The organism is Acidovorax sp. AC410, assembly GCF_979253235.1.
The window spans coordinates 4,694,530-4,719,559 of the sequence record NZ_CEEDCG010000001.1 but is presented as its reverse complement, the minus strand read 5'-3'; the positions used below and the strand labels follow the sequence as shown (position 1 = coordinate 4,719,559).

At 68.5% G+C, this 25,030-nt stretch carries 28 protein-coding genes; 10 read left to right on the top strand and 18 right to left on the bottom strand.

From position 1 onward, the window contains the following. Positions 1–366 precede the first annotated feature (366 nt). From AC0IZS_RS21895 to AC0IZS_RS21860, 8 genes are all read right to left on the bottom strand, one after another. Complete coding sequence (locus AC0IZS_RS21895; protein WP_471637555.1) at positions 367–966, bottom strand: hypothetical protein; 600 nt, start codon at positions 964–966, stop codon at positions 367–369. After that, positions 960–1,391 (bottom strand): hypothetical protein, encoded by a 432-nt coding sequence (locus AC0IZS_RS21890; protein ID WP_471637554.1) that lies wholly within the window; start codon positions 1,389–1,391, stop codon positions 960–962. Before AC0IZS_RS21890 ends, AC0IZS_RS21895 begins: the two co-directional genes overlap by 7 nt. Beyond that, on the bottom strand, positions 1,388–1,840 hold the full coding sequence (locus AC0IZS_RS21885) for a hypothetical protein (RefSeq protein ID WP_471637553.1): 453 nt from the start codon (positions 1,838–1,840) through the stop codon (positions 1,388–1,390). Before AC0IZS_RS21885 ends, AC0IZS_RS21890 begins: the two co-directional genes overlap by 4 nt. Continuing rightward, entirely contained in the window at positions 1,837–2,835 is a 999-nt protein-coding gene (locus tag AC0IZS_RS21880) for a DUF6475 domain-containing protein (protein ID WP_471637552.1), read from the bottom strand. The genes AC0IZS_RS21885 and AC0IZS_RS21880 overlap by 4 nt, the downstream gene beginning before the upstream one ends. Continuing rightward, positions 2,822–4,042, bottom strand: coding sequence for a DUF1376 domain-containing protein (locus tag AC0IZS_RS21875; RefSeq protein WP_471637551.1), 1,221 nt, complete (start codon positions 4,040–4,042; stop codon positions 2,822–2,824). Before AC0IZS_RS21875 ends, AC0IZS_RS21880 begins: the two co-directional genes overlap by 14 nt. Further along, positions 4,039–4,200, bottom strand: coding sequence for a hypothetical protein (locus AC0IZS_RS21870; RefSeq protein WP_471637550.1), 162 nt, complete (start codon positions 4,198–4,200; stop codon positions 4,039–4,041). The genes AC0IZS_RS21875 and AC0IZS_RS21870 overlap by 4 nt, the downstream gene beginning before the upstream one ends. Continuing rightward, positions 4,200–4,466 carry a hypothetical protein gene (locus AC0IZS_RS21865; RefSeq protein WP_471637549.1) on the bottom strand — a complete coding sequence of 89 codons (267 nt, stop codon included), beginning with the start codon at positions 4,464–4,466 and terminating at the stop codon, positions 4,200–4,202. Before AC0IZS_RS21865 ends, AC0IZS_RS21870 begins: the two co-directional genes overlap by 1 nt. A 178-nt stretch (positions 4,467–4,644) precedes the next feature. After that, entirely contained in the window at positions 4,645–4,869 is a 225-nt protein-coding gene (locus tag AC0IZS_RS21860) for a hypothetical protein (protein ID WP_471637548.1), read from the bottom strand. Between the two features lie 89 nt (positions 4,870–4,958). Between AC0IZS_RS21860 and AC0IZS_RS21855 the strand changes: the two genes are divergently transcribed. From AC0IZS_RS21855 to mnmH, 3 genes are all read left to right on the top strand, one after another. Continuing rightward, a complete protein-coding gene (locus tag AC0IZS_RS21855; protein ID WP_007862258.1) occupies positions 4,959–5,609 on the top strand; it encodes a S24 family peptidase in 651 nt (216 codons plus the stop codon). A gap of 894 nt (positions 5,610–6,503) precedes the next feature. Beyond that, the gene (gene selD, locus AC0IZS_RS21850) at positions 6,504–7,592 is read left to right on the top strand and encodes a selenide, water dikinase SelD (protein ID WP_471637547.1); all 1,089 of its coding nucleotides are present in this window, start codon (positions 6,504–6,506) and stop codon (positions 7,590–7,592) included. Then, positions 7,589–8,707: a tRNA 2-selenouridine(34) synthase MnmH gene (gene mnmH, locus AC0IZS_RS21845; RefSeq protein ID WP_471637546.1), complete on the top strand. Its 1,119-nt coding sequence runs from the start codon at positions 7,589–7,591 to the stop codon at positions 8,705–8,707. Before selD ends, mnmH begins: the two co-directional genes overlap by 4 nt. 1 nt (position 8,708) lies before the next feature. Here the strand turns inward: mnmH and AC0IZS_RS21840 are convergent, their stop codons facing one another. Both AC0IZS_RS21840 and AC0IZS_RS21835 read right to left on the bottom strand, forming a co-directional pair. After that, a complete protein-coding gene (locus AC0IZS_RS21840; protein ID WP_471637545.1) occupies positions 8,709–9,167 on the bottom strand; it encodes a hypothetical protein in 459 nt (152 codons plus the stop codon). A 611-nt stretch (positions 9,168–9,778) separates the two neighbouring features. Beyond that, on the bottom strand, positions 9,779–10,120 hold the full coding sequence (locus AC0IZS_RS21835; RefSeq protein WP_471637544.1) for a DUF1330 domain-containing protein: 342 nt from the start codon (positions 10,118–10,120) through the stop codon (positions 9,779–9,781). Positions 10,121–10,347: 227 nt separating this feature from the next. Here AC0IZS_RS21835 and AC0IZS_RS21830 point away from each other — a divergent pair, with 227 nt between their 5' ends. The 4 genes from AC0IZS_RS21830 to AC0IZS_RS21815 all read left to right on the top strand — a co-directional run bounded on the left by AC0IZS_RS21830 (position 10,348) and on the right by AC0IZS_RS21815 (position 13,220). Then, positions 10,348–10,635, top strand: coding sequence for a hypothetical protein (locus AC0IZS_RS21830; protein ID WP_471637543.1), 288 nt, complete (start codon positions 10,348–10,350; stop codon positions 10,633–10,635). Between the two features lie 59 nt (positions 10,636–10,694). Then, entirely contained in the window at positions 10,695–11,513 is an 819-nt protein-coding gene (locus AC0IZS_RS21825) for a helix-turn-helix transcriptional regulator (protein ID WP_471637542.1), read from the top strand. Positions 11,514–12,121: 608 nt separating this feature from the next. Next, on the top strand, positions 12,122–12,556 hold the full coding sequence (locus AC0IZS_RS21820) for a hypothetical protein (RefSeq protein ID WP_471637541.1): 435 nt from the start codon (positions 12,122–12,124) through the stop codon (positions 12,554–12,556). Between the two features lie 469 nt (positions 12,557–13,025). After that, complete coding sequence (locus AC0IZS_RS21815) at positions 13,026–13,220, top strand: DUF1010 domain-containing protein (protein WP_471639561.1); 195 nt, start codon at positions 13,026–13,028, stop codon at positions 13,218–13,220. 147 nt (positions 13,221–13,367) lie between these two features. Here the strand turns inward: AC0IZS_RS21815 and AC0IZS_RS21810 are convergent, their stop codons facing one another. Continuing rightward, positions 13,368–14,015: a HEAT repeat domain-containing protein gene (locus AC0IZS_RS21810; RefSeq protein WP_471637540.1), complete on the bottom strand. Its 648-nt coding sequence runs from the start codon at positions 14,013–14,015 to the stop codon at positions 13,368–13,370. A gap of 304 nt (positions 14,016–14,319) precedes the next feature. On the opposite strand from AC0IZS_RS21810, the gene AC0IZS_RS21805 reads away from it, so the two are divergent. Further along, positions 14,320–14,766, top strand: coding sequence for a VOC family protein (locus AC0IZS_RS21805; protein ID WP_471637539.1), 447 nt, complete (start codon positions 14,320–14,322; stop codon positions 14,764–14,766). 109 nt (positions 14,767–14,875) lie between these two features. Here the strand turns inward: AC0IZS_RS21805 and AC0IZS_RS21800 are convergent, their stop codons facing one another. The 3 genes from AC0IZS_RS21800 to AC0IZS_RS21790 are packed head-to-tail and all read right to left on the bottom strand — an operon-like array spanning position 14,876 to position 17,726. Continuing rightward, positions 14,876–16,294, bottom strand: coding sequence for a sensor histidine kinase (locus AC0IZS_RS21800; RefSeq protein WP_471637538.1), 1,419 nt, complete (start codon positions 16,292–16,294; stop codon positions 14,876–14,878). Further along, positions 16,294–16,989: a response regulator transcription factor gene (locus AC0IZS_RS21795; protein ID WP_471637537.1), complete on the bottom strand. Its 696-nt coding sequence runs from the start codon at positions 16,987–16,989 to the stop codon at positions 16,294–16,296. Before AC0IZS_RS21795 ends, AC0IZS_RS21800 begins: the two co-directional genes overlap by 1 nt. 2 nt (positions 16,990–16,991) lie before the next feature. Then, complete coding sequence (locus AC0IZS_RS21790) at positions 16,992–17,726, bottom strand: PepSY domain-containing protein (protein WP_471637536.1); 735 nt, start codon at positions 17,724–17,726, stop codon at positions 16,992–16,994. Positions 17,727–17,850: 124 nt separating this feature from the next. Here AC0IZS_RS21790 and AC0IZS_RS21785 point away from each other — a divergent pair, with 124 nt between their 5' ends. After that, on the top strand, positions 17,851–18,498 hold the full coding sequence (locus tag AC0IZS_RS21785; protein ID WP_471637535.1) for a PepSY domain-containing protein: 648 nt from the start codon (positions 17,851–17,853) through the stop codon (positions 18,496–18,498). Between the two features lie 40 nt (positions 18,499–18,538). On the opposite strand, the gene AC0IZS_RS21780 is transcribed toward AC0IZS_RS21785, so the two are convergent. From AC0IZS_RS21780 to AC0IZS_RS21770, 3 genes are all read right to left on the bottom strand, one after another. Continuing rightward, positions 18,539–19,339, bottom strand: a complete 801-nt coding sequence (locus tag AC0IZS_RS21780; RefSeq protein WP_471637534.1) for a GNAT family N-acetyltransferase — start codon at positions 19,337–19,339, stop codon at positions 18,539–18,541. 3 nt (positions 19,340–19,342) lie between these two features. Then, on the bottom strand, positions 19,343–19,810 hold the full coding sequence (locus tag AC0IZS_RS21775; RefSeq protein WP_179679636.1) for a sel1 repeat family protein: 468 nt from the start codon (positions 19,808–19,810) through the stop codon (positions 19,343–19,345). Positions 19,811–19,907: 97 nt separating this feature from the next. Beyond that, positions 19,908–20,639, bottom strand: a complete 732-nt coding sequence (locus tag AC0IZS_RS21770) for a DUF6796 family protein (RefSeq protein ID WP_471637533.1) — start codon at positions 20,637–20,639, stop codon at positions 19,908–19,910. Positions 20,640–20,961: 322 nt separating this feature from the next. Here AC0IZS_RS21770 and AC0IZS_RS21765 point away from each other — a divergent pair, with 322 nt between their 5' ends. Further along, a complete protein-coding gene (locus AC0IZS_RS21765) occupies positions 20,962–21,444 on the top strand; it encodes a thermonuclease family protein (protein WP_471637532.1) in 483 nt (160 codons plus the stop codon). Positions 21,445–21,465: 21 nt separating this feature from the next. Here AC0IZS_RS21765 and AC0IZS_RS21760 read toward each other — a convergent pair whose 3' ends face one another. Then, a complete protein-coding gene (locus AC0IZS_RS21760; protein ID WP_471637531.1) occupies positions 21,466–24,960 on the bottom strand; it encodes an NHL repeat-containing protein in 3,495 nt (1,164 codons plus the stop codon). Positions 24,961–25,030 lie beyond the last annotated feature (70 nt).

Sequence of the window (25,030 nt, the reverse complement as noted above, 5' to 3'; positions counted from 1 at the left end):
GATCGCGCCCTTGGCCAGGCGGATCAGGGTTTCATGCAGTGCTTTGGTGGCAGGGTTCATGGAGACCTCGGCGAATGGATGTTGGCGCACGCCGCAACGCGCGCGCAGCGCGGGTGCGCCATGCACGTGGGACAGTAGAAAAAGGAGGGAGAACGAAACCAGGGCCGCTGCCAACAAAGCAGGGCCGCAAAAGCAAAAAATCCCGCAGGGCAAACCATGCGGGATTGATAAAGATTCAAGACGACACACCACCCCAACTATCTACCGCAGTCGCTACAGGCGAGGAGCCAGGCTGTGGCTGCGGGCAATCAACAGAGGGGCGACGGGCGAGAGGGTAAGCACCCTCTGCAATCGTCTGGTGCAATTCTAACCGCGGTGCATGGCGTTGTGCAAGCGTTTTTTCATCGACTGGTTTCTGCGGCTCACACAATCGTCCAGCATGTTGAGCATGCGGCGGCCGTCCTGGCCCATGGGCTCGCGTGCCTTGCGGCTGCCGCCGCAGGCCTTGCACAGGCGCCCCAGCATGGGGGAGCCGGGCACCAGCGCGCTGCCGCGGCCCATGCAGGCGCGGCAGGTCGGGTCGAGCCAATAGCACACGCTGGTGCGCGCCAGGCAGCGCGGGTCGGCCAGGTGCTTGGCCGTGGCCCAGCGCTCCACGGCCTCAAGCACCTGCGCCAGCGAGCGCAGGCGCGAGAGCAGTTGCACCGCGTCGGCCTCGGGGTGGCTGCGGCGCTGGTGCGCGCTGCTGTCCTGCGTGAAGCGTGGCGCTGCCACGCTGTCCCATTCGCCGCGCAGGCGCATCAGCGCGCCGCCCAGCATGCCGGGCGACCAGCCCGCGGCGATCAGCACGTCGGCATCGCCACGGCGATCCGGGTCCACCTTGAGGTTGGAGGACGAGGTGCCCGCGCGGGTATAGGCCTCTTCCACGGTGCGGTAGTGGTTGGTGTTGTGGTCGGTCATCAGCATGCTCGTCCTGGATGGTTGTTGTGGGTGTTGATGCCATCAATGGCATCACTGCGCGAGCCAGGTGGCAACACGCCGCAGCGCGCGGCGTTGTCCGGCAGGGCCCCGAGGCGCCGGTACTCCGCCAGCACCACGGCATGGCCCGCGGCGGCGCCAGCCGCGCCGAACACGGCAGCCAGCTCGCCCTGGTAGGCATCGGTGTGGGCGCCCTCCTTCAGCGAGCGCCAGAACTGCGGCCCCTGCGCCAGCGCGCGCACCTTGCAGCCGTGGCAGCGGGCGCGAAAAAGGGGGCTGTGCGCGCGGGTCTGCGCGGCCTGGCATGCAGGGCATGGCTGCCCTGCCCCACCGCTGCGCAGCAGCGCGCAGACCACGAGGCCCACGCCCGTGTCCGTGCCTGGAGGTGCAACGGCCAGCAGCGCGGCGCTCATGCCCAGCCCTCCTCGACCATGGCGATGAGCCGCTGCAGGGTGGTGCGGTCCATGGCCGGCAGGATGACCTGCAGCACCGCATCGAAGGCCGCCGCGTAGAAGCGCTCGAAGGTCTGCTGGTCCATGGCCTCGTAGCGGATCGACTGAACAATGGGCACCGCCCTGCCGGTGCGCGGGTCGATGGCATCGTCGCAGTAGCCAGCCGCCAGTTTGACGGCCACCAGCGCCTTCTCGCGCGTGTCGTAGATCTCGCTGTTCTCTGCCACCACCTGCAGCAGCGCGAACAGGCGGCGGTGCTGCGGGCCGTTGCGCGGGCGGCTCCACTCCATGCGCAGGCAGGTGCCGGGTTTCATCACCTCCAGCTTGCGCGTGAAACGGGCCCAGGCATCCTGGTCGTCCGGCGTGCTGCCGCGCAGGCCTTCGGCGGATTTGATGAGCATGGCTTTCATGATGGGTACGTCCTTTCTGCGGTGGTGGTGTTCAGGGAATGGGCCGCCGTGGCGCCCGGGCGGTAGGCCGGCCGGCGCACCCCGGTCGCGGCACGCAATGCGCCGGGCCGTGGGGGTGTTGCGGCGGCTGCCAGGGGGCCCGCCGATGCCAGTGCGCGCAATGCAGCGCGGTCCATGGCGGGGCTGGTCTGCGGTGCGCGCACGGCAATGGGCTGCGCACTGCGCGGCGCGGGCGAAGGCGCTCGCGTTGCATCCAGCGGCACGGCGGCCTGAGCGTTGGGTACGGCCCCCTTTTCGGCACGCGGCGCAGCCGAGTCCCCCGCAGTGGCGGCACGCGGCGCAGCCGAGTCCTCAGCAATCGCGGCACGCGGCGCAGCCGCGAGGGCCTGCAGCGAGTGAAAGCGCACCGCCGTCTTGCCCGCCGCGCTGCCGCCCTCGTACACCAGGCGCGCGCGCTCCGCATTGCCAATGAATGCGATGCGCGGCGGGGGCAGGCCGACCTTGGCGTACTCGCTGTCGGGGCTGCGGTCGCCGCCCAGGCAGCGCGGGTAGTCGAAGGTTCCGCGCCCGGTGTAGGCGCGGTGGCTTTCGCAAAAGCGGTGCTGCAGGTAGCCCAGCTCCTTGAGGTCGGTGCGGCACACCTTGGGCCAGCCGCCCAGGTCCAGCACGGCGGCGTGGATGGCGGGGTCGTCAAAGACCACGTCGGTGTAGGCGCCCACGCTGCCCATGGCCTCCAGCGTCTTGCCCCAGGCCAGGGCCGCACGGTCGGCCGCCGTGCCGGCAAGGATGCGCACCACATCGGCCACGCGCGGCGCAAAACGCCCGTGCTCGGGATCGGTGGCGTGGCGCTGCATCGCCTGGTGGATCTGCGACAGCTCGAACGGCTGGCACGCGCCCCACCACAGGTCCAGCACAAAGCGGCTGGCGTCCTGCCGGTAGTAGGCGAGCACGTCGGTGATCAGCTGCGCAAACAGGCTGCGTTCAGAGGGCTGCATGCGGGGGCTCCTTTCCATGGATGGGCGGGTGATCGACTGCATCGGACAGCCCAGGCGCCTCGGCCGCCCAGGCATCGGCCACGCTGCGGTTGCGCTGCTCCAGCGCCTCCTGCCGGTTGACCGGCGCATGCAGCACGCCCGGCATGTGCATGCCAGCAGCGCTGCCACCGCCGCCGCGCTGCCCAGCGGCGCGCATGCACACGGCCTTGAGGTACTGGGCCGGGTCGGCCGGGCGCGCCACGCAGGCGGCACTGACGGCCTCGGCCACGATGTCGCTGCCATAGTCCTTGCACAGCCGGCCGACAAAGCTGCCGCACTGCGCACGCGGCATGCCCGCCTGCTGCAGCAGCGATTTGCCCGCGGACCACAGCGCATCGCGCGTCAGCCCGTCGGCAGCCCCCTCGGGTGGCAGGCCAACACCCGCATCACGGCCTCGGCTGGCCGGCGCCGTGCCCACCGTGCTGCCCTGCCCCGTGGCCGGTGCGGCGCCGCCCGTTGCGCCAGCAACGGGGCTGCTGTCCCCACCAAAGAGGTCTGTTCCATCTCCTTCTCCGTCTCGCTCTCGGCTCCGTTCCTTTCGGTTCCCTTTAAGGCCGGTTTCCGGTGGATTGCTGGCGGACGGGTGCAGGATTTCCGGCGGAAAGCAATCGCCTTGTTCGGGCCCGCAGCCCTCGCCCTGCGGCGCCATGCCATGCGGGTAGGCCCCGGTCTTCCAGAGCGCCTGCGGGGGCACGCCCAGCGCGGGCTTGCCTTCCTTGGCGCGCTTGGCGTTTTCCTTGCGCAGGCGGTCGCAGTACTTCTCGTAGGCGTACTTCTCCTTGGCGGCAAAGGCCGCAATGGCCTTCTCGGCCACCACCGGGTGGTACAGGCGCCCATCGGCACACTTCACAAAGCCGTGCAGCGCCGCAGCGCGCACCTTCTTCCATTCCTTGAGCACGCGGCCATAGCCGGCCAGGTTGGCCAGCTCCACGTCATCGTCGGGCAGCGAGGCCGCAGGCACCTGGTGCCAGGCCGCGCACCACAGCAAAATGCCCGCGCGAAACGCCTCGCCCTCAACCGCGGCCGCAAACTTCGAGTCGCGCAGCCGCCGTACATCGAGCTCCATGTACTGGAAGTCGCTCAGGTCGCAGGCGGGCAAGGTCAGCGGTGCAGGCAGGCCTGCGCTGCCCTTGGCGTCGCTGCTGGTGCTGTTGCTGCTGTTGCTCACGCGCCCTCCTGCCCCGGGGCCGCGGCATAGGCCTCGTTGAACTGCGCCCACAACGCGGTGCCCGGCTCGTGGTGGTTCGCTTCGGCCAGAGGAATGTGCTGCGCGGCCGCCGATTGCGCGGCTGCACGCAGTAGCTGCAGGGTGTTGCCAAGCGCCATCACTGCCTCCAGTCGCGCGCAATGCGGCGGCTCTTGTCCAGGCTGGCCTGCGCCTGGGCACGGCTCTCGATGCAGATGGAGCCCCGCACACGCGGGGCCAGGCCCACCGTGCGCAGGCCCCTGCGGTTGAACAGCAGCACCGGGCCAGCAGGCAACTCGGGCCGGTGGTGCGCAGAAGCACTGCGCGCAGCATCGGCACCGCGCGGGCGCACCGATTCAAAGGCATTGGGCCCCGCAGGCACGGGGGATGGTGGGGTTGATCGCATGGCTCGTACGGCTCCTCACAAGGCGTGCGGGCGCCCACGCTCCCGCAGGAGCGCACGGGTGGGCCCATCACAAAAGAAAAGAAAAAACACCCGGCGCCGCACAAGGCAAACAAGGCAGCGCCGGGTCGAAGGCCGTGGCGCCTGCTGCATCAGCGCCACGGCAGGAGAAACCAGGGGATCAACCGTCCCCGCAACCGAAGTCCACCGACGCTGCTGGGCCCCGGGATCGCGGCAACATGCCCGCAAAGTCCACCGCCCCTTGCGTCAGGGCATGCAGCTCGCGCATGCGGCTTCGGGGAACCGCGCGGCGCCAGTGCGTGATGGCGCTGGGCGTCAGCCCAAAGTGCTCGGCGACCAACTTGTTGCGGCCAGGTTCGGCATCCAGCCAATCCGTGAATCTCATGGCAGCAAGTTTAGTTTTAACTAAACCAATAGTCAAGTAAAAGCTAAAACATCTTGCCAAAAATTTAGCTCCAGCTAAACTGCGCAACCATGAGCAACGACAGCACCCGCCGCGCGGAATTCACCGCCTACTTCGAAAAGCACTTCGGCACCGACCGCCAGCGCTTCATGGACCAGTTCGGCGTGAGCAAGGGGCGCATGACGCAGTACCTGGACGAGGAAGAGGCCTTTGGCGAGCGCGCCGCCCTCAACCTCGAAAAGCGCGCCAACCTGCCCCTGGGCAGCATGTTCCCCTCGCTGCTGCGCGCCGGCAGCGAGGCCGCCCGCATCCTCGCCCCCGAGGGCGTGCCCGTGGTGGGCACCGCGCAGCTGGGCGACGACGGCTACTTCTGCGAGCTGCAGTACCCCGTGGGCCACGGCGACGGCCGCATCAACTGGCCCACGCGCGACCCCAACGCGTACGCCCTGCGCTGCAAGGGCGAGAGCATGAAACCGCGCATCCGCCACGGCGAGTTCGTCGTCATCGAACCCAGCCACGGCTTCATGCCGGGCGACGAGGTGCTGGTGCGCGAGCGCAGCGGCAAGGTCATGGTCAAGCAGCTGGCTTATGTGCGCGATGGGATGGTGCACCTCGATTCGGTGAACGAGGCGCATCCGCGCATCAGCATTCCGGAGGATGAGGTGGAGGTGATTCAGTATGTGGCGGGGATAGCGAAGTCGGCGTTGTGGTCGAATGATTGATTGACCGCTACCGGATCAGTTGCTGTTTGTGGTTTGTGGGTGTGGCTACTGCATGCTTTTTCCGAGGGCAGGAGCCGGGGTGTGCGCCCGGCGGCGCACCTACCTTCTTTTGCTTCGCCAAAAGAACGTAGGCCAAGAAAAGGCGACCCCGCTGCCCGTGTCCCCACTCGCCCGTTGGGCGAGTGGGGCAGCCTGCGATGCTCGGTCCTGGGGTGACGCCGAAGAACTCCCTGCGCTCCCTCTTCGAGGCAGCTCCGGTCAAACAGCTTCGGCGAGCCAGATGACGAGGCGCGTGTCCTTCGGCACGCGCTCACCCCAGGCCCTGCGCTTCTCGGCACGGTCAGAAGGGGGTGGGCGCGGGCTCCACTCGGGCCATTGCTTCGCTCGGCCCGTTGCGCCTTCGCTGCGCTTGGCCTGGGCAGAGCGATCGCGCCACTTGCGTCGGCAGCGCGCAGCGCGAACCGACACCCGGCGCAGCTGCGCAGCAGCAGCCGTGCGGTACCCGCTCCCCACCCCTGCTGGCTGCGCCGAGAAGCGCAGGGGCTGGGGTGGGTGCGTGTGCCGAAGGACACACGCACTTCGTGATCTGACTTGCCGATGCTGTTTGAGCGGAGTTCGAAGAACGCAGCGAGTTCATCGGCACCACCCCAGATCCGAGCATCGCAGGTTGCCCCCATCGCCCATCGGGCGATGGGGGACGCAGACTGGGGGCCGCCTTCTCTTTGGTGACTTTCTCTTGGCGACGCAAGAGAAAGTTACTGCGCCGCCGGGCGCACATCCCGGCCTCCGCCCTCAAACACAGGCATGCAGCAACCACGGGAGCCAACCCCCGCAACCAGGCTCCACAAAGCACAATACCAATCCAGCCAGCCGCCCCAAGCACGCCCCACCTCCATGACCTCAACCACCCCAAACCCCACCCCCCTCCGCCTCACCCAGTTCTCCCACGGCGGCGGCTGCGGCTGCAAGATCGCCCCCGGCGTCCTCTCCGAAATCCTGAAAACCAGCGGCGCAGGACTCGCCGGCCTCCTGCCCAAAGAACTGCTGGTAGGCATCGAAACCGCCGACGACGCCGCCGTCTACCAGCTCAACGACGAGCAGGCCCTCATCGCCACCACCGACTTCTTCATGCCCATCGTCGACGACCCGTTCGACTTCGGCCGCATCGCGGCCACCAATGCCATCAGCGATGTGTATGCCATGGGCGGGCGCCCCATCATGGCGCTGGCCATCGTGGCCATGCCGGTCAACCAGCTGCCGGTGGAGGTCATCGGCCGTGTGCTCGCAGGCGGCCAGGCCGTGTGCCGCGCGGCGGGCATACCGATTGCCGGCGGGCACACCATCGACTCGGTCGAGCCCATCTACGGCCTGGTCGTGATGGGCCTGGTGCACCCCGCGCGCGTGCGCCGCAACCGCGATGCGCGCGCCGGCGACATGCTGGTGCTGGGCAAGCCGCTGGGCGTGGGCGTGCTCTCTGCCGCGCTGAAGAAAGGCCTGCTCGACGACGCCGGTTACGCCCGCCTGGTGGAGACCACCACGCGCCTGAACACCCCCGGCATCGCGCTGGCCGAGCTCGACGGCGTGCACGCCCTCACCGACGTCACCGGCTTCGGCATCGCCGGCCACACGCTGGAGATGGCACGCGGCGCCGGCCTGCGCGCCGTGCTCGACTGGCACCGCCTGCCGCTGCTCGATGGCGTGGCCGACTGGGCCGCGCAGGGCATCGTCACCGGTGCATCGCGCCGCAACTGGGACGGCTATGGCGCCGAGGTCACGCTGGCCGACGGCCTGCCCGCCACGGCCCAGGCGTTGCTCACCGACCCGCAGACCAGCGGCGGCCTGCTGGTCAGCTGCGCGCCGCAGGCGGTCGATGCCGTGCTGCGCACCTTCCGCGAGCAGGGCTTTGCCGATGCCGCCGTGGTGGGGCACATGCAGCAGGGCGACGCAGCCGGCGCCCCCGCCGGCCTCACGGTGGCGCCATGAAAGAGCCCACGCGCGTGCACGACCGGCACGCCTTCGACACCCTGATCGACGCGCGCAGCCCGGCCGAATACGCCATCGACCACATCCCCGGCGCCATCAACCTGCCCGTGCTCGACAACGAAGAGCGGCGCATCGTCGGCACCCTGTACAAGCAGGTCGGCGCCTTCGAAGCGCGGCGCGTGGGCGGCGCCATGGTGGCCGCCAACCTGGCGCGCCACCTGCAGGGCCCCCTGGCCGACCGCCCCCCGGGCTGGAAGCCCCTGGTCTACTGCTGGCGCGGCGGCCTGCGCAGCGGCTCCATGACCACCTGGCTGCGCATGGTGGGCTGGGACGCCCAGCAACTGGCCGGCGGCTACAAGGCCTGGCGCCGCCACGTCATCGACACCATCGAGCAGCGCGCCCCCGCCCTGCCCCTGGTGGTGCTGTGCGGCGCCACCGGCACCGCCAAGACCCGGCTGCTGCACGCCCTGGCCGCCCAGGGCCAGCAGGTGCTGGACCTGGAGGCCCTGGCCCGGCACAAGGGCTCGCTGCTCGGCGCCCTGCCCGACGTGGCCCAGCCCTCGCAAACCGCCTTCGAAACCGCCATCGCCAGCGTGCTCGAGCGGCTGGACCCGGCCCGCCCCCTGTACATCGAAGGCGAAGGCCGCCGCATCGGCCGCCTCACCGTGCCCCTCACCCTGGTCGAGCGCATGCGCGCCAGCCCCTGCATCGAGCTGCGCGCCAGCACCGCCGCGCGCGTGGAATACCTGCTGCGCGACTACGCCTACCTGGGCGACCGCCCCCAGTGGCTGGCTGACCAACTGACCCCCTTGAAACCCTTGCACGGCAACGAGACCATCGCCGCCTGGCAGGCCATGGCCCTCGCGCGCCAACTGCCCCAGCTGTTCGAGGCCCTGGCCACCCGGCACTACGACCCCTCGTACGCGCGCTCGCACCGCTCGTACTTCCGTGCGTGGGAGCAGCGGCAGGTGGTGGACGCGGCGGATCTGTCGCCGCCCGGCATCGAGGCGCTGGCGCACAGCATTGCAGGCTTGCGCAACGACGAAGGCCACGGCGCAGAAGAACAGGCAGGGCAAGCACCGCAAGGGGCCCTGGGAGCGCCAGCGTCCCCCTGAACTACGCCGCCGAGCGCAGCCCCGCCAGCCGCGTGAGCGCCTGCACCTGCCACCCGAACTCGTCACCAAAGGCGGACCGGTCCATCACCGCCGCGCCGCCATAGGCATACACCGAGGCATAGGCCGCGTAGCTGGCAGCATCCAGCGCACGCCCGGCCAGCGCATGTGCCACCGCATTCGTCGCCGACACCGCCGCATGCGCCGTGCCGTCGATCGACTTCGATCCCGGGTGGCTTCTCGCAACCCGCTCCACCTCGCCGCAGGCTGCCTGCAGCCCGGCAACGTCCAGCGCGCCCGCCACATAGGCCCCCAGGTGGTCCAGCGCCGCCACCGCGCGCGCATCCTCCAGCAGATGCCGCACCCGTTCCACACAGGCCAAGCCGAAGGCATAGCGCAGTTGCGCATTGGATTCATGCGCCAGGTCCAGGGACCGGGCCAGTGCGGTGAGCTCTTCGTTCATGGCGGTGTTCCGTTTTTCCACGCGAGGCGGACAAGGCGCCATCATCCACCGTGCCAACCGAATCGCCAAGCAGGCGCCCCAACTGCCTCGCCGCGCTGGGCCCGGGCACAGCGATAGCGCCCCACCTGTCGGCAGCGCGCAGCGCGTAACCGCCCCCCCGGCGCAGCTGCGAAGCAGCAGCCGTGCGGTACCCGCTCCCCACCCCTGCTGGCTGCGCCGAGAAGCGCAGGGCCTGGGGTGGGCGTGTGTGCCGAAGGACAAACACGCTTCGTGATCTGGCTTGGCGCAGCTGCTTGAGCGGAGTTTGAAGAACGCAGCGAGTTCTGCGGCACCACCCCAGTTCCGAGCATCGCAGGCTGCCCCCGTTCGCCCGACAGGGCGAATGGGGGACGCAGACTGGGGGTCGCCTTTTCTTGGCCCACCTTCTTTTGGCGACGCAAAAGAAGGTGGGTGCGCCGCCGGGCGCACATCCCGGCCTCCGCCCTCCATCAAAGGCATTCGACAACCACTGCACGCTGGTGGTCAAGTACCCAGCCCCCAGCTTTTCCTCTTTGGCATCCCCCTCATGGCAAGCACTACAAGGCCTGTCATGCGCGCAAGAGCCCTGTCGCTCAGCCCTGTACCCCCAACTTCTGGAGCAACCCCACCGCCCGGTACGGCACCTCCTTCACCCCCTCCAGCAAGAACACCGTGGACCGCGAATGCTGCGTGCGCAGCGGGATCAGGGGCGCATAGGCATCGGAGTCGTACCAGGCGCGCGCCTGCTCCATCGAGGGGAAGCGGATCACCACGCAGTCGCCGCCGAAGGTACCTTCGCGCAGTTCCGGCCGCGTGCCATGCACCAGGAACTCGCCGCCATAGGGCTCCAGCGTGGCATCGATGCGCTGCAGGTAGGTAACGATGTCGGGGCCGAACTGCAGGTCTTCGAGCAGGCCGATGGCGTAGGCAGACATGGTGGATCTCCTTCAAGGGGTGGTTGGGTGAACCTGGCGCCGCGGGCACCATGCCCGGGCAGTCAGGAGCCACTGTAGAAAAGGCCGTGTTGCGCGTCGATTACGTCCGAGGTCATGTTTTGCACGACAGCGCGTCTGCGCCGCCGGCTTTTGCACCATCCCGCGTTACAGTCAAGTGGTAGAGGGGACACCCCTGCCCCGCCGCCCCACAAGACCATCCAGGAGCCATGACGATGACTGCCGCCCAGCCAGAGCCAACAGCACAGACCACCCCCACCACCCACCACCAGGCCGCCACCGCCTGCCTGGAAGCCTGGCTCGCCGCCTTGGCGGCGGACATCCAGCACGAGAGCAACCGCCCCAATCCCGACACCGCCAAGATGGAGCGCCTGGTTGCCGACCGCAGCAAGCTGTTCCAGGAGCGCACTGCGCTGGAGGCCAACGACAAGGGCGCCATTGCCCGCGTCGTCGCCGACTACGCCGCCGCGCTGCAGGCCCGCAAGTTCAAGGTCTGACCGACAGCCCCTTGCCACAGAACTGAACGGGGCTGATACACCCACCCAGGGCCGCCCCGATGCTCGCCCGCCCACCCATCGCCCCGCTGCGCCCCTTTGTGCGCCTGCTGTGGGCGGGGTTCACGCCGCTGGCATCTGCCCGCCCCGCGCGCGAGCATGTGCTGCCCACTGGCCACATGCACCTGGCCCTGCGCTGGGGCGGGCCGCCGCTGCACCTGCTGGGCGGTGCGCCGCACAGCGATGTCGAATCCCCCGGCCCTGCCGTCGTGGGCGGGGCCCGGGCCGGCTACTACGCCAAGCAGGCCGGCACGCACGGCTGGTCGGTGGGGGCGCAGCTCGAACCCGGCGCGGCCGGCGCCCTGCTGCGCACCAGCGCCGCCGAACTGGCAGAGCGCCACACCGCGCTGGCCGACGTGTGCGGCCCCAGTGCAGTCGCTGAGCTGATGGAGCGCCTGCAGGCGCAGGGCGACCCCGCCGCGTGCCTGCTGGTGCTGGAACGCTGGCTGCTGGCACGCATGGCCACCCAGGTGCGTGGCCTGCACCCGGCCGTGGCGGCGGCCCTGGCCAGCTTGCACGGCGGTGCCCAGGTGCAGCAGGCCGTGGCTGCCAGCGGCCTGAGCCACCGCCACCTGATCGCGCGCTTTCGCGAAGCCACCGGCCTGGCGCCCAAGCAGCATGCGCGCGTGCTGCGGCTGCAAATGGCGCTCGCTGCACTCGGCACCCCGGGCCTGGGCGCCGCCGATGTCGCGGCCAACGCCGGCTTTGCCGACCAGGCGCATTTCACGCGCGAGTTCCGCGACCTCACCGGCGTGACGCCTACCGACTGGCTGCGCGCCGCCCCGGCACAGCGCAACCATGTGCGCGTGGGCGTGGGCTGATGCGTATTTCGGTCGCTGCTGGACAGTGGGGGCGGGTTGACCTGGACAGCGGGAACGGCGGGAACGGCGGGAACGGCGGAAATTGGACACAGAGATCGGCGCTCGTGTGCATTCCCAGGTCGCTGACGATGAGCATCTGTTCGGCTCGTCCAGGAGCCTGCCGGACTTGGAGCGTCGAAAGCGAAAATCGGCCCCAGCGAGGACATTTTTTGCCGGATTTGCAGCCCCATAGCCAGGCCATGGGGCAAAAAGGCGGTGAAAAATGGACCGCTGCGGTCGATTTGCAGCCGACGATTTCCAAGTCCGACAGGCTCCCAATCGCCTTCTTGGGTGATACAGGGCACTGCTGTGTCCAGCTAAACTTCCGATATCGGCCAGGAGCGGCCGTGAGCTCTGTCGCAAGAGATGGAGGTCGGCTCGACGATGCGTATTCATTCTTCGCTCCAAAACCCAAGTCATAACCAACAGCACAAACTTCAATCCTCATGAAAAAAAATACTTCCTTTCTCGGCCGCGCGCTAGCAGTTATTGGATGCTTGGTCGTACTCTCTGGCTGTGCATCGATGTCGACTACCAAGTCTGAGCCCATCGCAAACGGATCCAAAATCTTGATCATGCCTTCGCGCGACGTTGTACAAGGGGGGAAAGCCCATGCGCAAGGAGCAGGAAGTGGTAAAAATCTCCAAGTGGCAGTGCTCCGCGAACTCAGTACCCTGTCTACATTCAAGGCGACACCCTTCGACGCGAATGCAAAACTCAATCACTCTGCGAGCATAGTTAAATCAGACGCCCTGGAAGCGGGCAAGAGCGCTGCGGCCGATTACGTGCTCATCCTGGACCTCGGTGAATTCAGAAACGCTGCGCCAATGACTTTTCGATCTGACTTCGTGACACTCCAAAATGGTTCACTCTTGCGCGTGAGCGATGGCAAGGAAACGTGGGTTTTGAATAACCCAGTGGTCTTGGAAAAATCCAACCTGGGAAATCATTTGGTTTTGATTGACAACCTCGCCAAATTGGTGGCTGAGTCCATCCTTCGGTAGTAGCCCACGGGGCTTTGCGCTGTTCAATTTCAATTTTTTGTCCGACGATGCAAAGCACAGCGCTAGCTGCATATCGCTGGCCATAAGAGCCTGTTCAAAGTCTTTTTGCAGCCGCGATGGGGCGCAATCGGGATGAGTGGATGCTTCGGATGCGCCGCATGGGCTCATGCCCATGCAAGCAGCCGGGGCGTCCAATCGCCCGATTGCGCCCCAACCCGTCGGGCAAGTGCCTTTTCGGGCGGTCTGCGGCGTTGCGGCGCTTGCCGATAGCACGGGCTATCGGCTGCGCACCGCGCCTAGCATCCCATCCCGAAAAGGGACTTGCGCGGCTTCAAAAAGACGTTGAACAGGCTCTTAGAAATCCGGGAATGCGAAATGGGTATTGTGCGCACATTTGAAGGGTTTCGATAGGCTTGTAGAGCAAGACTGTCAGAGGGTTTCGCTAAGCTGGGAGTTGCTTTGAGGCAAAATCGAAATCAATCACTGCACACCTTCTTGGCAATTCCTCATTCGGGCCTTTGGCGTCCATGTGGCAGGCGCCAGCTGCTATGGTTTTTGCAGCGTTGCGTCGCTTCGGTGGCGCAGTGCTTTTTCGTGGATGGCGCACGTCTTCAAACATGGCCGTTCGGCGGCTTGGACAACTGTCAACTTCTCCTGTTGCTGAAGGACTGCGCCGGGCGCATTGCCGACTCTCGCCTCATCACAGAACCAGTCGTTCAATTCGCGCACGGTGAGTGACCGCTTCCCGGTATCAGCGTCCGGCGGCTATGGGCCCGTAGCAGTCGGTCGATGACATCGGATGCAACACCTGCTAGCGGTCGTTAGCTGAGAAACCATTTGCACGGATCTCCATAGCGTTGCCAACAAGATATTTGCGGCCGTCTTCCTCTGCTCGCTGCAAGTAGTCATTCAGCTTTGACGAAGCTGTATCTTTTAACGCCCATAGCGCAGCGATGCGCTGGTACTCATGGCCAGTCTGCCAAGCGCGCTCTGCAAACGATTCAGTCAAGGCGGACTTCAATTGGCTCAGTGCAAGGAGGGCGCGTCGGCTTACGTACTCGACGTCGTCTTGCACAAACCTGATCAGTAGCGCTTCCGCCTCCCGCTTGTGCTCGTGTAGCTCTCCCAACTTTGCTGCTATCTGCCACTTGGCATCAATCTCAACTGAATGGATGGCTCGAGCGGCAAGGATTAAAAGCGCGTCGCTTCTACCCAAAAATTGATCGGCAATGTCTTCAATTTCGTTATCGCGTGCTAGCGCATAAAGGAAATCGTCTGTCACGGCGTTGCCCCAGTTCACCGCGGGTACTGTTTCAATCAAGTATTTGGCAGCGGCCCTGAAGCGTTGCCAGTCCGGGTAATCACACTCCCATTCACCTGACCTCGCATCAAGGGGAATTACCGTCGCCCACTGCTTAAAGCGCATGACCTCATCGTGAAGGAATGATGTAGCGTCCATGGTGCGGATTGGCGATTACAAGGAGCGAGTAGCCTACCCTAAAGCGGCCACTCGCCATCGTCCGGTTGTGGCCGATACCCGAAGTCTAGCCCACGCCCGCAAATGTTCTTCAGCGAGGTTCGGCCGGCCATTTGCGCCTCTGCTCAAGGTGCCGGCTTCTTTCTGTGTCCACGGTGCCGAACTAGCTGTCCAGAGAGCCGAAATACGCAGCCAAGAACCCGGTCCAGGGTCAATTTCCTTCAAGACATCCCTGGCCGCCTTGCCTACAGTGGGGCTGAACTTGCAACCCCAGGAGATGCACGCCATGGTCCACGAACTCTTTCCCTACCTGCATGTTGCCGATGGCGCGGCGGCGATCCGCTTCTATGAGGAAGCCTTCGGCGCGCGCGAGCTGTTCCGCCTGACCGAGCCGCCCACGGGCCGGCTGGGCCATGCGGAACTGGACTTCGGTGGCACCACGCTGATGCTGAGCGACGAGTACCCCGAGATGGACATCCTCGGCCCCCGGCCGGGCGCCCCCACCTGCGTGTCGCTGCACCTGCACGTGGACGATGCGGACGCGGTGATCGCCCGGGCCGTGGCCCTGGGCGCCACCTTGGAACGGCCCGCGCAGGACGCCTTCTACGGCGAACGCTCGGGCGTGGTGCGCGACCCCTTCGGCCACCGCTGGAACATCGGCCATTCGATCGAGAAAGTCACGCCCGAGGAGATGCAGCGCCGCTACAACGCGCTGATGGCGACAAGCGGCTGATTCGGATTTGCCTTGAGCCATATGGCGTCGTTGGTTCGCCTTGCCGTGCTACAGCACTGTCTGCGGCTCCCGTCTAGCCATACGGCTCAATGCAAATCCTCACGAAAGCTCACACCAGGCCGCGCAGTTCGACGCGCACCCCCAGCCCGCGCAGGTCGCCGCTCTTGTACAGATCCAGCCGGCCCCCGTAGGCCTGGGCGATCTGGCCCGCAATCGCCAGGCCCAGCCCGCTGCCCTGCACCGATTCGTCAAAGCGCAGGCCACGCTGCCCTGCGGCCTGCAGTTGCGCTGGCGTCATGCCGGGGCCATCGTCCTCGACCTCCAGCACCCATGCGGCAGCGGGGCTGTCGCCCTCCCTGCGCACGCGCAGCGACAGCCGCACGCGCGAGGCGGCCCACTTGCCCGCGTTGTCCAGCAGGTTGCCCAGCACCTCCTCCAGGTCGGCGCGCTCGCCGCGCCACAGCAACGCCCCCGGGGCCTGGTCGTCCAGCTCCCAGGCCAGTTCCTGTGCGGCGTGCAGGCGCTGCATCATGTGCAGCAGCTGGCCCACGCACTCGCGCACATCCACGGCCGGCCTGGCAGCGCCCGGGTGGGCCAGCAGCGCATCGCTCATGGTGCGGGCCTGGTAGCGGTCCACCAGCTGGGCCATGGCCGCCACCTGGCGCTGCACCTCGCCAGCGGGCACCTGCGGCTGCGCGCTGGCCTGGGCGCTGAGCAGGGCCAACGGCTTCTTGAGGGCGTGGTTCAGGTCGGCCGCGTGTGCGCGGGCGCGGGCCACTACCTGCGCGTTGTGGGCCAGCAGGCCGGCCAGTTCGGCCTGCAGGGGCTGCAGGTCGCGCCCCGTGGGGGCAGACAGGTGCTGTGCCACGTCGGGCCCCGGGCCCTGCGGCGAGCGCAGGGCCGCCAGCAGCGCCTCCAGCCGGCGCAGGGGGGCCAGGCCCACGCGCACCTGCATCCACGCCAGCGCCCCGGCCAGGGCCATCAGCACCATGGCGGCCAGCACCAGGGTGCGGTCGATCTGGCGCATGCTGTCCTGCAGCTGCGCCGCCGGGCCGTAGACCACCAGGGTCGCCTCGTTCGCGGGCGGCCCCAGCGCGATGGGGGTGGCCAAGGCCAGCAGGGGCTCCTGCATCGGCCCCGTTGCCCGGTGCAGCACGGGCGAGCCGCTTGCAGGCACGGGCTCGGTGGGCAGGCTGTCCATGTCCCACAGCGAGCGCGAGCGCAGCACGCTGGCTCCGGCATGGGCGCGCCAGTACCACCCGGCATAGATGGCGCTGAACTCGTCCGCCCCGCCGCCCGCATCGCGCAGGCCGCCCTGCGGCCCCACCTGCAGCCGCGCGCCCACGCGCTGGGCCTTGTCGCGCAACACCTGCTCGAAGCTGGCCAGCAGGCTCTGGTGCATCTGCGCGCGCAGCCACCAGCCGCCCGCGCCCACCAGCACCAGCATGGGCACCAGGGCCAGCAGCACGATGCGCGTGGCCATGGGCCACTGCGCCAATTGCAGCGCCAGCCGCTGGGCCAGCGCCATCAGGCCGGCCCCCGCGGTGCGTCTGCGGGCCCGGCCTCCAGCCGAAAGCCCTGGCCACGCTCGGTCACGAGCCGGGGCGCACCGCCGAGCTTGCGGCGGATGCGGCCGATCAGCACGTCCAGGGTGTTGGAGTCGGGGTCCAGGTCGCGCGCATACACGTGCTCGCCGATCTCGCTGCGCGTGAGCAGCCGGCCCGGGTGGTGCATGAAGTACGCCAGGATGCGGTGCTCCTGCGCCGTGAGCTGCAGGCTCTGGCCCTGGCCCTGCAGCGCGAAGCGGCCCTGCACCACGTCGTACTCCAGCGGCCCGGCGCGCAGCACCGCGCTGGCCGACCCGGCCGTGCGGCGCAGCATGGCGCGCAGGCGCAGCACCACCTCGTCCATCAAAAAGGGCTTGGTCAGGTAGTCATCGGCCCCGGCGTTGAAGCCCGCCAGCTTGTCGCTCCAGCGGTTGCGGGCCGTGAGCACCAGCACCGGCCAGCCGCACCCGGCCTCGCGCCAGTCCCGCAGGGTGCTCAGGCCGTCCTTGAGCGGCAGGCCCAGGTCCAGCACCGCGGCGCTGTAGGCCTCGGCCGTGCCGGCAAAGGACGCGGCCTCGCCATCGTGCTCCACATCCACGGCAAAGCCCGCCGCCTCCAGCGCCAGCCGCAGTTGGCCGGCCAGCGCCACATCGTCTTCCACCACCAGAATGCGCATCCTTACTCGTCCACCTTCTGGCGCAGCACCTGCAGGGTCACGGCATCCACCTCCAGCTCCAGCTTGTGGCCGTTGGGCTGCAGCAGCTCCACGCTGTAATGGGGCTGGCGCCGGTGGTCGGTCTCCAGTTCCACCTCCAGCACCAGGCCCGCAAAGCGCGGGGGCAGCGATTCGAGCATGGCCCACATGGGCTTGATGGCGGCCTTGGGGGCGGCGCCCTGGGGCGGGTGGATCACCTCGCCGGTGGACACATCCATCAGCAGCTTCATCTGGCCGGCGGGCTTCTCGGAGAGCTTGACCTCGTACACCGCCTGCCCCTGGGCATCGCGCTCGAACTCCACCTCCGACACGCGCGCGCCAAAGCGCTGCTCCAGGCGCTTGATGTAGCGCGCCATCTGCGCGGGGGACACGGGTTGCGTGGGCCAGTCGCTCTCCTGCGCTACCACCGCGCCCGTGGCGGCATCGACCAGCACCTCGTGCTTGCGGCCCTGCGCGTCGAGGAGCTTGATCTCGTAGCGCAGCTCGCCCTTGCGCCCGCGCTCGGTCTCCACCTCGATGACGCGGCCGTTGTACTTGCGGCTGATCTCGGCGATCACGGTGTTCAGCGGCTTGAGCTGCCCGTTGAGCACGCCGCGCCGCGCCGCATCCTGCTCGGCCGCCAGGCCCGGCTGCTGCGCCAGCACCTGCGCACAGGCCAGCACCAGCGCCGCACAGGCGGCATGCGGTAAGGGGCTCATCCATCGTTGCATCGCGGGGATTATTGCGGACGATCCTAAACGCCCCATGAACAAGGGCTTCACGCCGTGTTTAGGCACAGCGCACCACACTGCCGCCCATTCTTGTCAACCAAAGGAAAGCACCGTGAAAAAGACCCTCCTGAGCCTCTCCCTCACCGCAGCCGCCGCCGTGGCCACCCTGCCCTCCATGGCCCTGGCCATGGGCGCGCAGGATGCGCTCAACGTGATCGCCCAGAACCACCATGTGGCCACGCACGGCCTGCAAAAGCAGTACGGCTACTGGACTGCAGAGGCCATCGCCAACGACGGCCAGCGCGCCACCGTGCTGGTCAAGGACGCCGATGCCAGCTTCACCGCCGTGCGCAAGAGCGACATCGGCACCACCCTGCCCGGCGCGGCGCAGGTGGCCCAGGCCCTGCGCGCCGCAGGCTGGGCCCATGTGCATGACCTGGAGCTCGACGACGGCTTCTGGCAGGCCGAGGCGCGCCAGAGCCTGGTCCACGGCGAAAAGGTCGAACTCGTGCTGCACCCCCAGACACTGGAGGTGCTCAGCCAAGTGGGCCGCAGCGGCGGCTTTGCCAACCAGCAGGCCGTGCTCGGCGCCGAGCAGATCCGCCGGGCCCTGCAGCAGGCCGGCTACACGCGGGTACACGACCTGGACTACGACGATGGCCACTGGGAGGCCGAGGCCACCAACCTTGCAGGCCAGTCGGTGGAGCTGCGCCTGGACCCGCACACGGCCCAGGTGCTGAGCGAACGGCTGGACGACTGAGCCCCCCCGGCGCAGCGGGCCGCAGCCCCTGGCTGCGGCCCTATGCCCGCACCAGCACCGCCCGCACGCCCGCCTGCGTGTAGCCATACTTGCCATACAGGCCAAACGCCGCCACCTCCTGCCCCGGCGCCAGGCAGGCATGCGTGGCGCCCAAGGCACGGGCCTTGGCTTCCAGCGCCTGCATGACAAGGTGGCACAGCCCCCTGCGGCGGTGCGCAGGGTGGGTGAACATGTCGGAGACATAGGCCACCGCGCTCCCGGGCAGCAGTACCACTTGCCCCCTGGCGACGACCTCATCGCCCAGCGTGGCAAACACGTGGTGGATAAACGGGTCGCGTGGGGTACCGGGGTTCGATATGCCGGGCAGTTGCGCAAGCCGCGCCATGCCCGGTGCATCGGCCGCCCAGTGCACCTGCGCGCCCGGCGTGGCCGGGCGGCTCCAGGCGGCGGCCAATGGGCGCGCCAGCAGCGTGCTGGTCCATGCGTGCAGATAGCCCTGGTCGATGAAGTGCTGGGCCTCGGATGGCGGCTGCCCCGCAAAGAGGTTGACCACATGCGCGCGGGCACTGGCCGGTGCGCTGGCCACCTCGCGCAGGCTTTGCGCGCCCGGCGCGGTGCACAAGAACTCGCTCACATAGTTGAACTGCACTGGCCAGGGCCATGCCAGTGGCGTGGGGTAACAGACCTCGGTGGTGGCAGCGCCGTGCTGCAGCACCGCTGCACCGGCCTCGCACCGCTCGCGGTGCGCCAGCGCGCGGATGAAAGCGGCCACGGCGTCCTGTGCTGCACACGCCGGCGGCAGCGGCGCCACCGTGGCGCGCGGGCGCCCGGCGGAGGTCATCGCCTAGGGCCTGCCCAGCGCCAGCAGCTGCCGCGCCTCCAGCTTCGTCTCGTCGAGGGCGTTCGCGCTGTCGATGGCGATCTGCAGGTACTTGCGTACCGTCTCGACCTCCCGGTCGCTGACCATGTAGAGCTTGGCCAGCTGCAGCGCGGCCTCCGCGTCGCCGGCATCCAGCGCGCGCAGGAACCAGCGCTTGGCGCTCACCATGTCACCCATGCAGCGGTAGCTGATGCCGATGTTCAGAAACGCCAGCTCGCTGCCTGCGGCGATGGCCTTCTTGTCCCATTCAATGGACTGCGCCAGGTCGATGCGCACGCCCTCGCCCGCGCCATACATCACCGCGACCATGGCCATGCAGTCCACATCACCCGCCTGCGCCCCCGCCAGAAAGCCCGTGAAGGCCTTGTTCAGGTGCCCGCGGTCATAGGCCGCCGTGGCGTCTTCATAAGGGTTGTGCTCTGCATCGGACATTGCCTTGCCTTCCTGTGAAGTGAAGAAAAAGAAACCGGAGAATCCAGGCCCGGGGCCGGCATGGCGGCCCCGGCAATCCAGCCATCATGCCCGGCTTTCATGGCACCCCAGCAAGCACGCCGGCCGGTTCACCGCGCACGCCCCTGGCACTGCCTTGGGCCACCACGAAAAACACCAGCAGCAAAATGCTTGCCGAGCCGCCCAGCAGCACCGCCCCAATGGGCGCCGGCGCTGCGGCAAACGCCGGCAGCAGCACCCCCACCAGTACGAGCGGGTTGGTCAACACCGCCCAACGCGGCCACTGCGTGCGCCCGCGCAGCACCAGCACGGCCAGGATCACCGAGGCCACGGCCCCAGGCACGGCCAGGCCCAGCAGCGACAGCCGCATGTAGGCCTGCACGGCGTCGGCCTGCGCCTGGCATGCCACGGGCGCCCCACCGGCAGCGCCATCCACGCACGAACGGATGAGCAGCTCAAACACCGCCCACACGGAATGGATGGCCGCCAGGCCCACGGCAAACAGCAGGAACAGGCCGAACATGGCGCGCGCCGCCCACCCCGCCGGTACCTTCACCCCCTGGCACACCTGCCAGAAGCCCGCCACCAGCAAGGCCCCCGCCACGGGCCCGAGCAGGCCGCCGGCCCAGATGCGTTCCACCGGCGCCGAGCGGATCAGCTCCAGCATCCCGGCGCGGAAATCAGCGGCAGCCCCCCAGTGGCCCAGCAGCAGCATGTCGCCCGCAAACAGCAGCAGCGCGCCCAGAATGCCCAGGCCGCCGGCCGGCCGGGTGCGTGGGCGGTGGGCCGGATCGTTGGGGTGCTTGCTCATGCGGTAACGCCTTCCTTGGTGCGATGGTGTGTGTCGCGAAGCGATGAATTTGCGGACAGCGGATCGCCGCCACTGTAAGCGGCATTTGGGTGAACTCCCCCAAAACCGCACGCCAACCCGCTGCAGGCCCGCCCAGTCATAGCAAAATAGCGCCACAAAAATTCCACCAACACACAATCGGGGTGAGAGGGATGGCAGAACGCATCGACAAGCACCGCCCGCATGCCGCGGCGCGAGAGGCCGGTTGCACGCGCGGGCAGGCGCCCGCACACGCAGCTGCCGGCACTGCTGCCACCCCCACCCCGCACCGCCCGGCCACACCATGCCCCTGACCACCGCCACCCTGCTCTGCCTGGTCGTTGCCATCCACGATGGCGACTCTTTCCGCGCCCGCTGCGGCGATGTCACGCGCAATGAGGAGACCTTCGTCGCCATCCGCGCCATCGATGCGCCCGAGATGCGCCAGCCCTATGGCGATCTCTCGCACAAGAGCCTGGTCAACCTGTGCCTGGTACCGCAGAAGGTGAAGCTGAGCAACATGGCGGTGGACGTCTTCGGCCGCACCGTGGCCGACGTGGAGTGCCAGGGCAAGGACGCCGCCACCGAGCAGTTGCGCGCCGGCATGGTCTGGTACGACCCCAAGGTAGGCCTGGGCTACGAGGCGCTGGCCGACATCCAGCTGCGCGCCCAGGCCGCCGGGCGCGGCCTGTGGGTGCAAAACGGCCCGCTGCCGCCGTGGGACTGGCGCGCCACGCGCAAGCTCAAGCCCACGGGCCCCGTGGCCAACCCGCAGCGCTACCCCTGACGCGGCCAGCGCGCACTGCGCTCACGGCGCCACGCGCACCCCCTGCACCTGGCCACCCAGCTTCAGGTACAGCAAGCCATCCGTGCCCAGCCACCAGTGGGCTGCGGCCGAAGCGGGAGCCTGCGCCGCCGCGCCCTCGGGCAGCACCCACTGCGGCACCAGCCGCCAGGCCTGGCTGGCCAGGGTGATGGTGAAGGCACCTTCGCTCGACGCTGGCTGCACGGCCAGCGAGGCGCCGGGCAGCGCTGCCTGAAAGACCGCCTGGGCCTGCGTGGCATTGAGCAATGCCGGCAGCAGCAACTGCCTGGCACCATTGCCGATCTGCAGGTAGATACGGCCTTGTTCATCCACACCCACCTGCGGGTTGCCCGTGGCTGAGCCCGCACCGGTCCAGCCGGGCTTGAGCACATAGGTGCGCCCACCCGCGCGCAGCTGGATCGCGCCCTCGGCCCCCAGCCTGATCTGCGCATCGGGCAGCACTGCCGTCACCGCACTCGCCAAGCCCGCCAGATCCGCCACGGCCGGCGCAAACTGCACCACCACCCCACCGCGCACCCAGCGCAGCAGGCCCAAGGGGGTGAAGGTGAGGCCATCGGGCAAGGTCGCATCGATGGTGATGGGCAAGGTGGGCAAGAGCTGGAACACCTGGCCGCCATCGCGCAGCAGGACCACGCCCGATGCAGCAGCCTCCAGCCCCTGGGCCAGCTGGGCGCCCGACAGGCGCGCCAGCGGGCCGCCCAACCGGGCAAAGGCTTTGTCCACCGTGACAGAGGCGGGCAGATTGAAGAAGGCCATCGGGTCACCGGGTTGGCCGGCATCGCCCAGGAGGGAGCCCAGGGTGATGGAGACCAGCGTGCCCTGCGCATCCACCAGCAGCTTCTCCCCGGCCTGCAGGCCCATGCCGCCCACCTGGGGCAGGCTGGTGCTGGTGGCCCGGGTGCCGCTGGCAGAGCCCTGCGGCGGCAACAGCGAGCCCGACACCACCGCCACCGTGAGCGGCTGGGCCTCGATGGTGGTGATGGCATGGCCCGAACTGAGCAGCACCTGCCCGGCCAGCGCCATGGGCTGGCCCACGGCGCTGCTGGTCATGGACGCCCAGCCCTGCAGCACCACCAGCACCAGCACGCTCTGGCCATTGACCTGGGCCACGCGCAGCTGCGTGCCGGGGCTTGCCTGCACCTGCAGGGGCTGGTTGTTGATGGTCAGCTGCAGCCGCACGGGCGTGTTGCCGGTGCCGGCACCCGCAGGGACCACGATGGTGGCGCCCCCGGCACCGGGCTCGACCACGATGGGCTGTGTGGGGTCGGTGACGATGGTGGTGCCGCCGGGGGTGCTCACCACCACGGTCGGCGGGGCCGATGGGCCGGGGTCGGCGGGCGGGATGTAGCGAGCAAGCTTGCGGATGCGGGCGTTGCCGTAATCCGCGATATACAGGTGGCCGACGGCATCCAGGGCAATCCCGAAAGGGCTGCTCAGCTGGGCCGCCGTGGCGGGCCCGCCATCGCCGCCAAAGCCCCCCGTGCCGTCGCCTGCCACCGTGCGGATGGTGCCCGTGGCCCCGTCCACCTTGCGGATGCGCTCGCTGCAGGAGTCGGAGATGTACAGATGGCCTGCGGCATCCGCCGCCACGGCAAAGACCAGGCACACCTGCGCCGCCGTGGCGGGCCCGCCGTCCCCGCCAAAGCCCGCGGTTCCATCGCCCGCCACCGTGCTGATGGTGCCCGTGGCCTTGTCCACCTTGCGAATGCGGTGGTTGAAGGTGTCGGCGATGTACAGATGGCCCGCGGCGTCCACGGCAACGCCGTAGGGGATATTCAGTTGCGCCGCCGTGGCGGGCCCGCCGTCGCCGCCAGCGCCCTGGTTCCCATCGCCCGCCACCGTGCTGATGAAGCCCGTGACCGCATCCACCTTGCGGATGCGGTGCTCGGCAATGTCGGCGATGTACAGATGTCCCGCGGCGTCCACGGCAACGCCGTAGGGAGTATTGAGCTGCGCCGCCGTGGCGGGCCCGCCATCGCCGCCACCGCCCGGGGTTCCATCGCCCGCCACCGTGCTGATGATGCCCGTGGCGGCATCCACCTTGCGGACCCTGGCGCCAGCGGAATCGGCGATGTACAGGTTGCCGGCCGCATCCACGGCCACGCCCTGGGGGTTGTCCAGTTGCGCCGCCGTGGCGCCCCCGCCATCGCCGCCAGAGCCCTGGGATCCATTGCCCGCCGCAGTGCTGATGGTGCCCGTGGCGGCCTCCACCTTGAGGACGCGCTTGTAGCCCGCATCGGAGAAATAGAGGTTTGCGGAAGCGTCCGCCGCAACGCCAAAGGGGTAGCCCATGTACACGGCGGTCGCCAGTTCATGGGTGCGAAAGCTGGTGAGGGTGCGGATGACGCCTGTGGCGCCGTCCACCTTGCGGATGCGGTGGTTGCGGCCGTCCGCAATGTACAGGTGGCCGCCTGCCGCATCCACCGCCAGGCCGGTGGGCTCGTCGAGCCGCGCAGCCGTGGCAGCGGCGCCATCGCCCGACAGTCCCGGCGTCACACTGCCCGCCACGGTGCTGATGGTGCCCGTGCCGGCATCCACCTTGCGGACACGGCTGTTGTAGCTATCGGCGATGTACAGGTCGCCCGCCGCATCCACGGCCACCTTGCGGGGCTGGCTCAGCTGGGCCGCCGTGGCCGGTCCGCCGTCGCCGCCAAAGGTCCCATTGCCATCGCCTGCCACCGTGGTAATGGTGCCCGTAGCGGCATCCACCCTGCGGATGCGGTGTTGAAGGGTGTCGGCGATGTACAGATGGCCTGCCGCATCCACGGCCAGGCCAAAGGGGTTGAGCACCAGGGCCCCTGCGGCGGGCCCCCCATCGCCGCCAAAGCCCCCGCCCGCCACCGTGGTGATGGCACCCGTGGCGGCATCCACCCTGCGGATGCGGTTGTTGTTGGTGTCGGCGATGTACAGATGGCCCGCCGCATCCACCGCCATGGCTCGGGGGTGGCTCAGTTGCGCTGTCGTGGCGGGCCCGCCATCGCCGCCAAAGCCATCGGTGCCATCGCCCGCCACCGTGGTGATGGTGCCCGTGCCGGCATGCACCTTGCGGATGCGGTGGTTGAACGTGTCGGCGATGTACACATGGCCCGCCGCATCCACCGCCACGCCCTGGGGGTTGTTCAGCGATGCGGCGCTGGCCGCAGCGCCATCACCACCAAAGCCCCCCACCCCCGTTCCCGCGAACAAGGTGCTCGCGCCCGTGCTGCTGTCCACCCTGCGCACCGTGTGGTTGTCCAGCGCCACATACAGGCGCCCCCCCCCGCCCACGGCCACGGCGTGGGGAAAGGGCAGTGGCGACAGCGGATCCGGCCCCCCGCCGGCCACCGTGCTGATGTTCTGCGCCAGGGCCGGCGCAGCCAGCACCAGCAGGGCCAGCAGGCTGCCCCCCAGCCACCGCCAGAGTCGCCCGGCCGGCAACAGGGTCGGCCAGGCCACCAGGCAAGCGGGCGGGCGGGTGGCGGCAAGGTGGTGGGGCATGGCGCAGTCAGTCCTTCATTCAGTCCGTCAGGCAGTCCTTCGGTCGCTCCGCAATGTAGGCGTTTGCCGC